Here is a 10,697-nt window from a genome sequence, read left to right as displayed (position 1 = left end):
GTTCCATCGTTACCATTTCCAGTTCGTATTGTTGCGGAGTCGGTTCTTGAAGCATATCGGAGTATCCATATTTCGATACCCCTATTAGATCAAAGGTCTAGCTCGAAAGCTAGACCTTTGTCAGCAGTCTGACAGCAACTCAATGAGTTGCTGTTTTTCTATCTATATCTAACCTGATCTATTCTCAAGCAACCGTTGATCAAAAGCTTTGACTCTAGCGATAAAAGCAGGCTTATCAGCGTCGGACACTGATGAAGCAAGCGGCAGATCGGCTTTCATTGGGTCAACGGCGCGATTGCGCACTAACACTTCAAAGTGCAGGTGTGGTCCAGTTAAACGGCCGGTCGCCCCAGACAGCGCAATTTTCTGACCACGTTGAACATATTGCCCTTTCTTAACCAGAAATTTATCCAGATGCAGATAACGCGTTTTATAGACACTGTTGTGCTCAATCACCAAATATTTGCCCGCATAAGGATGATTTCTCACCCCGATCACTTTGCCATCGCCGATTGAATATATCGGAGCGCCAACTGGGGTGGCGAAATCTGTACCATTATGTGGCGTCACTCTTCCGGTGACGGGGTGTTTACGCTTGGGATTAAATGGTGAGGTAATTCGGCGATACTGCCTATCGATTGGATAACGGTTAAACGCACGCTCCAAACTATTACCTTCGCGATCGTAAAACCGCCCGTCCTCAGCAAGAAACGCCGCGACTTCTCCGCGCGCTAGCTTAAATGAAATCGCTTGAATCTCACTATTACCAGTCGCATGCTCACCAAGATATTGCTCTTTGACTAATACATCAAAGCGATCTCCTGCCCTTAACGCGCGCGAGAAATTGAGCTTATCTTTCAATACTCGGGTTATGTTCGTGATCTGCTTAGACGAAAGCCCAAGTTTATGTGCAGATAAGGAAAAGCTGCCATCAACACTTCCCGAATAGAGGTTCTCACGCCACGTCGAGGGGGACTCCGTAAATTGGTAACCAAACTCCCCATTTTGCTCCCGGCTATAGATGGCTTTCTCTACCAAACTAATATGGTAAGTCAGGCTATTGAGTTGCCTTGTCTGTTTATCGAGTGAAAATTCTAAGTAGTCACCCGGCTTAATAGTATCCAGTTGCAAGGTCGCATGGTCTGCTGAGAGTATCTGCTGCAAATCTGTATAGGGAAGATTCCAGTCGGAGAAAATACCACTTAGGGTATCGCCCACTTTTACAAAGTAGTGAACCCGTATTGGTTGATCCGGTTCGGAGCTATTCGCGGCTTTAGTGGCAGGTTGATAAGCGGTGACTTTAATTGGTGCTGCGGGCTCTGGCTCAATCGGCTGCTCGGAAATAAGCGCTGCAACTGCAAATGCACTAAGCGCAACCGCTACTAATGTCAGTCTGATTTTGTTCATGGGTAAAAGCATTGATGAATTTTAGTTATGTTATAACATAACAATTAATCACCAAATCAGACAAATGTTAATTTGTAAGTCAGACAATGAGGAAGACTCACTGCTCCCTCATCCATTTATCCAAACCATTCAGATCTTGATACCCAAGCATAGCTTTCAGATCAACGTAATCAATCACCCAACACGATGCCTTCTCGCCTTGGATCAGCACCACCTATCATCTGACCTTCGGTAAACACCACACCTTGCAGACCGGAATTCAAATCACGAATATCGACCTTGTAGCCCATCTCCTCAAGTGCCGGTTTAAGCTTTTCCGCGTCAGTGCCTTGCTCCAAATCATAACTGCCAAAACGGTTGAGCATACGCGGCATATTGATCGCCTGTTGGATGTCCATGCCCCACTCAAAGTGGGCGATAAGCGTTTGTGCCACATAACCCATAATGCGAGAGCCACCCGGCGAGCCCAGTGCCATATAAGGTTTGCCCTCTTTCATCACAATGGTTGGTGCCATTGACGAACGTGGGCGCTTGCCCGGCTCAACGCGATTGGCGATTGGGTAACCATTTTTGTGTGAAGCAAACGAGAAATCGGTCAGTTCGTTATTAAGCAGAAAACCGTTGCTCATCACCCGTGAACCGAAGCCATTTTCAATCGTACTGGTCATGGAGATGATGTTGCCCTGCTTATCAACAATTACAATGTGGGTAGTACTTGGCAGCTCAATTGATTGGTCATCAGCTTGTGCAATACGCTGGTTCCAAGGTGGATTACCAGGCTCTACTTGATCAAGAGCTTTCCCGGATTTAATCAAACGAGCTCTATCAGCCAAGTAGTCAGGATCAAGCAAGCCATGTGGCATTGGGACAAAATCCGTATCGGCGATGTAACGTCCACGATCAGCAAAAGCTAAACGTGAGGCATCACCAATGATCTGCCACGATTGTGGATCATCCGCGCCCATTTTGCTCAGCTCAAAGTGCGACGTAATCCCAAGGATCTGCCCGACAGTTAATGCACCTGAACTCGGTGGACCCATGCCACATACTTGATACTGACGATATGGTGTACAAACTGGCTCTCGCTCGATAACTTTGTAAGTAGCAAAGTCCTCAACAGCCAGCGAACCGGGGTTATCCGTGATGCCTTGAACTTTGCTGACAATATCTTGCGCGATCTTGCCACGATAGAAGGCTTGCTCGCCCTCTTTCGCCAGTAATTCTAGCGTCTGAGCATACTCGGCATTTTTCAACAGGCTCCCTTGCTGCAAAGGCTGTCCGGATTCAGTAAAGAAGTAACGCTTAGTATCTGGATAACGGCTTAGTCGCTCGTTATCACGCGCAATCGAGCTTGCCAAACGCTCCGATACCTCAAAGCCATCTCTTGCAAGATCAATCGCGGGCTTAAGCAAACTTGCCCATTGCTGCTCGCCATATTGGCGGTGAATGTCAGCAAGCAGCTTTACTGTGCCGGGCGTACCGACAGATCGCCCACCGACAACCGCATCAAAGAACTTAAGTGGCTCGCCGTTTTCATCCAGAAACAGCTCCGGTCTTGCTGCTAGCGGCGCGGTTTCTCGACCGTCATAGGTGGTGAGATGTTGCTTCTCAGCACTGTAGTAAACCAGAAATGCACCGCCACCTAAGCCTGAAGATTGCGGCTCAACCAAGCCTAATACGGTCTGCACTGTCACTAAAGCATCTGCGGCACTGCCACCGCTTTTCAACACTTGATAACCAGCCTCCACCGCCAACGGATGCGCCGCAGCAACCACAAATTCTTTGGCAGTTACGCTCTGTTTTGCATTGATTTGACTGGTGAGTTCAGGCGCGACACTGTCTGCCACGTCGGCTGAGAAAGCCATCGTTGAAGTAAAAACTAAACCTAACGTAATCCAGTACTTTCCACTCATAGCAATCCCTACTAAATAAAATGATAAGTCTCAGTATAGACTGATAATTCCTTACGCTAAGGCTTTACGAGTACGAAACTTAACTAGCCTCATACCTGCTAATAAAATAACGGTAGAAATGTGATAGAAAAAAAGGCGAACCAATAAGTTCGCCTTCGTCACTTGCTCCCGAGCAATTCAGCATCAATTGACGACTTTTAGGTTTTCATAGAGGTCAGAGAGGGTTTATTACTTTGCACTCTCATCTTTAAATATATTGAGAGAAAGACCACCAGATAAAGCATTGTTTTGCGACTGCTTCTTTATAATTCTTTCAATTGTGCGCCCATACTCTTCATCACTCATGCTACGCCAATAATCTTCCTTGCGCTTAGTTTGCTTATCATATTCAGCAGTAGTTGGATCTTTTAAGCGGGATTCTTCTAGCTCGAGAATGTCCGGCATCGGTTGACTCACATCCATATAGCGCTGGATAGCGTTCCACAGCCTATGATATTCCATCACTCTCTCACTATTTCCAATTAGTGTCCCGATTGGCACTGAGAATTTTGAACCATTATACCGGTGCGCCAATACCAAACCGTAGCAAAGGAAACCTTGCTGTGTAGGCACGGAAGCTAAAATACAATCAAACTCAATAAACGGATGGCTATACCGCACTTTGTTATGGCCTTTATATAACGTCACCATCCCCGTACGTCGGTTGATTTCAAATTGCTTGCGTATCTCTACCAACCATCTGAAATACCAAGGTGACCAATAGCCGCGATTACATAGTTCAAATTGCAGCCAAATAATCGCGGCGGGTAACGTTACGTATGTTCCAAATGGTATAATCGCCTCAGTCAGTGCTTGATTCCAATCGATAAAATCAACAGCAACTGCAATTAGGCTAGTGAGCAAAAATAACGATGAGAATAACTTCACCATAATTGCCCCACCAGCAGAAATAAATAGATATAACGTTGACCAACTACTTAATGTCCCACTGATTAAGTACTCTTCATTCCAAGATGGACGAATATTTTTATTTTCCTCCTTAAACTCTTGCCATTCTGAAGGGGTTTTCTCGCGATATAAACCAGATGGAATACTTTCATCGCTCTGCGTAAATGAAAGTACTGTTTGTCCCGAACTAACTAGCTTACCAAGTACCCCTTTTTTTGACCTAGGAGGCTGGGGAGGTATCTGATTTGAATCGTAAGCACTATTGCTGTACTGATGTAATGATATCGTCACGCTTAAACTCCCTTAGCTTTGGCCCAATAAGGCTGTGATTCTACGCTAAAGTCTGGATGATTGTATTTATTCGCATCTTTCACAAGATCATTCTTTACCTGTTGTAGAACTTCCATCTCTGGCTGAGGAAAAATAAAATCGCCCACTTTCAGCTGTACTCTCGCATCAATATTTATTCGGTAGCGTACAGAATTATTATAAAATGCAATAGACTTCGGTACTTTTAACGTACTACAGAAGAAATAAGCTCTACCTTCAGCAAATTCGACCTGCTCTACCGCTGCAATAGCCATACTTTTAACTGGCCATGCTGTTAGTTCACTAAAACTCTCTTTTACATTATCATTCGATAAATACTTAAGCTTAGCTCGCTTGACTAACTGAACTTGCTCTAATACTTGCTGAGCTTCAAACTTAATTTGTACGTCACTCATATTCAACAACTGAGCAAGGTTATTTCTCACTAATAATACGTGGGTAACACCCTGTTTCTCCAGCGCTTCCCTCTTTAATATGTGGTAAGGAATACGATCTACCGGCATCACTTCTAGTGACAAATTAACAAATTGATTGAGCAATTGCTGGTAGGCCCATTCAGGTTCATTCGTTAAATACTTTAGTTTGTCACTCGTTGTCAGTTCATGACCAAAGGGACCATTGCTTAACCACGTTTCTATTGGGGTATCAGTAAACAAATAGACAATTAGACCGCCAGTTAACGCTAGAGCTAAACCGATCCAACCTATCGGGCCAAGCAGTAAGAACGTTGTAGAACTAGCAAAAATAGTCCCAGAAAAAGAAGCTATAGCTGTACCTAGCGCAAACATTCCCATTCCAATGGCTGCATCTGTATCTCGTTTAGCTATCAATCTGTGAGTATCCCAAGCAGCTAACGCTGCAGTAAATAACCCTGCAAATGTTCCTGCCATGCCCAATCGAGTTATATTGCTTTGTAAACGTATATCAACAAAGTTATTTTTCATCATCGAACCAAAGCGCTTTATCGTACCTTTCTTAAACTGATAATTGGTACTCGCATTAGACCATGAGGCTAGTTTACCTTTTCCTTGAGTAAGATAATTGTGAGTCGCCGTAGCTGCAATTCCTATATCAGCTGAGGCACTTATTATGTTTGATAATGAATAAATAATATCATTTTTGTCACTCTGTTGAATTGCATTCCTAACATTAAATACCTCAACCATCATCAACCAAACCGGCATTTTTAACTTCTCATAGGCATTGCTTTTATTTATACCCTTATCTTTCAGTTCTTTGATACCGTCTTTATTTAGTTTTAAATATTCATCTACCTCGGAATCTTGGGGAAACATCACCATATCCACTGCCTGATGTTTCATGGTATTAACTGTCTTATCAAACTGCTTTTTATTGGTAGCAAATATTTTTTGTTGTTGGTCTAACGCTACATTACCAAAACTATTTCTTGTTCCTCGACTGCCATACTTATATTGCTTTGCTCCACTAGGGTTAAAGCCAAGGTCGCCACTAGGTAAACCGCTAAGGCCGACTAGTACGCCACTAATTTTTCCACCTGTCACTGGGGTATAAGTCATATCAGCAAGAGGACCACCGCCTATTGCTTTGGCTAATGCGAGAGAATCAGCATAAATGCTGTTGAAAGAAATCCGAACTGCGCCTTCTCCGGAGAGCAATCTATTTTGAAGCATCAAACTGCCGGCAAACAAATTGCTTAAAGTTGCATCGATAGTATTAATCACGCGTCTCAGTAGTACAAAATCCATACTATTCGATTCATCTTCCAGCGCTAAGGTAGCACTTTCCAATTGAGAGACGCTTTCAGGTGAAAGCTTTAAACCATCTTTTGTCCAATTGGCAATTTGCGCAAGTGTTACCCATCCAGAACCATCGTTGAAAGGCTCTGGAGGAGTGTATGAACCGTCTAGTGTCGCAGGGGTTTCCGGAAATACAATTTTACTCAGCGCACCATTTTCTTCTCTACTGACTAACCTACACACATCCTCTAAATATTTAGATTCTTTGCGCTCACTTTCGGGCAATAGTTGATCTTGTGTTGCTGGCGAGGTAATGAGCAGTGAGTTACATTGATTAACCAGTAGGTGAGCACCTAATCCATTGGCATCATCCAAACTGGTAATGTCGCGGAACGCATTAATTAATACCTCTGAACTTAGTGTCTTTAACAATCCTTTTTGTAGCTTTTCGATATCTTTTAAGCACGCTTTACGCTCTTTAGTGCGTAAAGAGCAGGCATATGTACTGCCATCTGATCGTTTGAGTTTATCGATATATTTATGTGCTGGGTTATCTGCCTCACCAAACTGCCTTGGCAGAATAAAAGTATTCACTAATAAAGCACTGTTAAAGTGTGGCTGCTTTGCAGCGTCCATCTGTAGCAACTGATAATAGTTTATCGCACTCTGTAGAGTTGAAACTTGCTGTCGAAGCTCTTGAATCGGGTCGTCTAAAACTATGTATCGGAGGTGCCTTTCATGAGCATCTTGTAATACATTTTGGCTCTGTTCTCCTTTCCAATATTCATTCGAATCGATAACCTCCCCAGAAGATTCACTCAGCTTCTCGACAAGACAACTCGACGCTGCACCATATTCGTAACCTTCAACGTTAGAAAAGTGTCCTTCTCTAGTTAATGCTTTTTTTGCTTGCTGGTAGCACCGTGTCAATATTTCTCCTGAGAGATCTCGATTGTAAGCAACAGGTGCTGCAGTCGACATTTCAGCACCTAACTCTCTAGACCTCATCTCTGGAAGCTCTGTTGCGTGATGTGGCATGCATTTAAGAGCTTTAAACTGCAATACAAGTTCCGCAGGATTGGCTTCCAAATAGTTTAATCGCGCAGCACTTAATGGAACTTCTGAAAAAGCAAAACGTACATCTGTCGATTGGCCATTATCTTTATTTGGAAACCAAATTTCGTTCAGTGTTGTACCTGTTGACTCTCTGGTTATATTGGCTTTAAACGGTTTATCGCGGCCTTCTCGATAGGCATATAAATTGACGTCATTAAATTCAAATTGTCCTGATTGCGTTGCACTTATTTCTATTTCTCTCCATATTTTTCCCTTATAGGCAATATAAAGAAAGCCAGATCTCGCAGGAGCCATCCGTTCTAATTCAGATTTGGAGCTATCTAGATCAGCAAGTACTGAGATAGGAACCACAGATTGCACACGGTAATCTTGCGGCCGCTTGTATGTTTTTCTTTTAACAGCCTCGACATTTTCATACAACGGCAACAATATCGGCTCATCATCACTATCAATGCTCAACCAAACGTTGCGCGGTTCTATTTCTGCACTCCAATCCCACGTGTACATGGTCGTATCTTCAAGCTCAGGATCTATTTTTTTTGTGTCTTCCAAAGCAATACGTTGGTTCATATCTGTTTGATCGTAAAATGCGATTTTTTGCTTATCTGAGTGCTGAATACCGGTTATTTCGAGTAAAAATATTTTTCCATCACAAGCAGGGTTAGAAGTAAACTTAGGCGTCATGTTTCACCTCATGCAAAGTTGCGTTTTGATTAGGAATATTGTTCGAGTTGTGTTTTTCGGTTGACACCATCTTATCCATAACATGGAGAGTCAAAGCCTCTGATTGAGATTCAGTCAATCGCCAAATATCGACATCATTAATCTCGCTATCTTCAAAAATATGCTCAATCCACTTAGGAGATTCAGTGATTGTTTGACGAAAGAAACCTACTCCCGAAATAGGTGATAGCCATTTTTTGGTATCATTTAAATCCGAATGTGAGAAAAAATAGCTCGAGACCTCAGGCAAGTAATAGTGAAATATCCCCTTAAGATCTCCCTGAAAGATAACACTTAAACGCTTCCGTAAATGCGTTACTATTCCGTCAAACTCAACATCATTTGACGTATAAAAAAGCAACGTATTCTCTTGAGGTAGGCTTGATAAAAATGGGTCTTGTGGAAACAACTCAACAATCAATGGACTTTTATCCGCTATACCTTCTAGAACTGTTTGTTGATAAAGATAGTTAATATTCCGCTCTTGAAATTTTTGGTAAATTTCTTGATGCATATTGGGATAATAAGATATTAACGCTAAACGCGGAGATTTAAGGTTCATGAGGGCTCTCCGTTATTAACACATGGACAAGTATCTAAAGGACAACTACCGTCAGGCTTTTTCTGACATGTCATCGTCACCGCTGTTGATTGTCGTAGATCAGCCAATACTTGTTGTTCCAATGCTGGAGTTACAACAAACCGTTTTAGCTCTTCTGGATTATCCGGCGACTCCACCCCTAATGGATTCTCTGCTATCTTCCCACCAAACCCACTTCCGCTGCCTGCGCTGCCGCCGGAGTTGAGGTTAATGGTCGCGCCGGAAATCGTTACGCCTGATGCATCGATTTTGACGAAGTTACCGCCCACTTTGAATGTTTGCTCGCTACCCGCTTCAATCACTATTTTGGCGCCACTTTGTAGGTGCACCTCGGTACCGGCATCAACTGCATGTAAATTTGAGACCTTCTGGTGCAAGCTGCCATCAACCACAAGAGATTTGTCTTTGTTGACCTTGGTTCTGCTTTCACCCGTCACGACTAAATGCTGGTTGTTGTCCACCTGAGTAAAACGGTCGTTTTCTACAATAAGGTGTTGGTCACGCTTAATGTGAGTGCTGTGATCATTGAGAATGTCTGCCGCAAAATCCTTTTGCGCGTGCAGGTAGACTTTCTCTGTACCGGCTTGGTCTTCAAAACTCAGTTCATTAAATCCTTCACCTTGGTGGGTTTCACTGCGCAATACGGTTTTGGTTTTGTCTTCCGGTAAAGCATAAGGCGGCGTGTTGGTGGCGTGATAAGTTCGCCCAGTGATGATCGGCTGATCAGGATCGCCATGTAAGAACTCAACTATCACCTCATGCCCAATACGTGGCACAGCCATAAAGCCGTATTGCGCTCCAGCCCAACCTTGTGACACTCGAACCCAACATGAGCTTTGCTCATTGCCACCGGAGTAACGGTCCCAAGGAAAATGCAGTTTCACTCGTCCATGCTCGTCACAATAAATTTCTTCGCCTTCGGGACCGACAACAATCGCAATCATTGGGCCATCAACCTGTGGTTTAGGTTGTGGCTCTGCACGCCATGTTTTATCGGCGGGGATCACTTTAAATTGGTTGTTGTAAGTGGTTGCGCCGCTGCCACCCTCTTCTTCGAGCGCTTGCGGCTGAGTGCCTTGATGGCTCACTTCTACCACCAGCCAGTCTCGGTTCGCCGCGAGCTCTAAGTTCTCAATCAAATCAAACTTCACCCCTGCATGTAGAGCTGGATGATTACTCTTACCGAGTGCGGTGTGGGATTCGCGCCTTAAGTATTCTAGTCGGTATTGGCTAAATGCTTTACCGCTCTCATCGTCTTTATAGCGCCCTGGAAAGTCGTAATGTTCGTATTGGCGATGTTGAAAACTTAAATCACTGCCAGTTTGAGTTTGAGCAAAGCCGTAGCTGGGCTTTTTAAAGCTGTAATCTTTAAGCTCTAAGTGGCTTGGTTCAGTTTGGTGGGCAATCGCAAAGTGCGAGATATACGGCTCATTCATCACGCCACTTGCCATGCTATTGTGTGTAACAGGCTGGGCGTATTTAGCAATCAATGCGCTGTCATCAACAAAAATCACCGAGTGTTTCGAGTCGGTCTGTTCAATGTAATAACTGATCCCTTCTTCTGCCGCCAGCCGCTGTAGAAACTCTAAATCGGTCTCACGGTATTGCACGCAAAACTCACGCGAAGCCGGCGTTCCCGTGAGGGCAAAACTGAAATCTTCGATCCCCATTTCTTGCAATAAGGTGGTGATGATTTCTGGCACGGTCTTGAGTTGGAAGATACGGCTATTCTGGCGTAAAGAGAGGCGTTCAAGTGCGGGCACTAACACTATGGAATACAAGGTATGGTGATGGCCAATCTCGCCCTGAGCAAACTGGCGCACAATGCCGTGGACATGCTGCACGGGCTCGCCATCGATACTCATCATCAGGTGAGCGGGTTTATCCACTACGTCCTGCACCGCAATGCTGGATTGTCGACTCGCAAGCTCGATTTTGTAGCGAAAACCAAAATAGGGTTCAGCGCCATCCCATAATGAT

Annotated in this window: 6 protein-coding genes; all 6 read right to left on the bottom strand. The window is 44.0% G+C overall.

Translation table 11 applies throughout. The annotated features are described in order from the left end of the window. Positions 1-168 precede the first annotated feature (168 nt). Positions 169-1,407 carry a peptidoglycan DD-metalloendopeptidase family protein gene (locus tag IRQ95_RS21690; protein ID WP_194439844.1) on the bottom strand — a complete coding sequence of 413 codons (1,239 nt, stop codon included), beginning with the start codon at positions 1,405-1,407 and terminating at the stop codon, positions 169-171. Positions 1,408-1,577: 170 nt separating this feature from the next. Further along, positions 1,578-3,320, bottom strand: coding sequence for a gamma-glutamyltransferase (gene ggt / locus IRQ95_RS21685; RefSeq protein ID WP_194439842.1), 1,743 nt, complete (start codon positions 3,318-3,320; stop codon positions 1,578-1,580). A 228-nt stretch (positions 3,321-3,548) separates the two neighbouring features. Continuing rightward, positions 3,549-4,559 (bottom strand): hypothetical protein, encoded by a 1,011-nt coding sequence (locus IRQ95_RS21680; protein WP_194439840.1) that lies wholly within the window; start codon positions 4,557-4,559, stop codon positions 3,549-3,551. A 2-nt stretch (positions 4,560-4,561) separates the two neighbouring features. Beyond that, the gene (locus IRQ95_RS21675) at positions 4,562-8,077 is read right to left on the bottom strand and encodes a hypothetical protein (RefSeq protein ID WP_194439838.1); all 3,516 of its coding nucleotides are present in this window, start codon (positions 8,075-8,077) and stop codon (positions 4,562-4,564) included. Continuing rightward, the gene (locus IRQ95_RS21670; protein WP_194439836.1) at positions 8,067-8,678 is read right to left on the bottom strand and encodes a DUF4123 domain-containing protein; all 612 of its coding nucleotides are present in this window, start codon (positions 8,676-8,678) and stop codon (positions 8,067-8,069) included. Before IRQ95_RS21670 ends, IRQ95_RS21675 begins: the two co-directional genes overlap by 11 nt. After that, on the bottom strand, positions 8,675-10,697 hold a 2,023-nt coding region (locus IRQ95_RS21665; protein WP_194439834.1), incomplete at its 5' end, for a type VI secretion system Vgr family protein. The genes IRQ95_RS21670 and IRQ95_RS21665, both read right to left, overlap by 4 nt.

Origin of the sequence: Vibrio fluminensis (genome assembly GCF_015278125.1) — a bacterium.
Lineage (GTDB): Bacteria > Pseudomonadota > Gammaproteobacteria > Enterobacterales > Vibrionaceae > Vibrio > Vibrio fluminensis.
Note: the sequence above shows the minus strand (reverse complement) of the source record. Positions and strands in the feature narration are given on the sequence as shown.

Excerpts from the sequence above, each read along its gene's own strand:
- IRQ95_RS21690 (WP_194439844.1), bottom strand. The coding sequence starts at position 1,407 with ATGAACAAAATCAGACTGACATTAGTAGCGGTTGCGCTTAGTGCATTT.
- ggt (WP_194439842.1), bottom strand. The coding sequence starts at position 3,320 with ATGAGTGGAAAGTACTGGATTACGTTAGGTTTAGTTTTTACTTCAACG.
- IRQ95_RS21675 (WP_194439838.1), bottom strand. The coding sequence starts at position 8,077 with ATGACGCCTAAGTTTACTTCTAACCCTGCTTGTGATGGAAAAATATTT.
- IRQ95_RS21670 (WP_194439836.1), bottom strand. The coding sequence starts at position 8,678 with ATGAACCTTAAATCTCCGCGTTTAGCGTTAATATCTTATTATCCCAAT.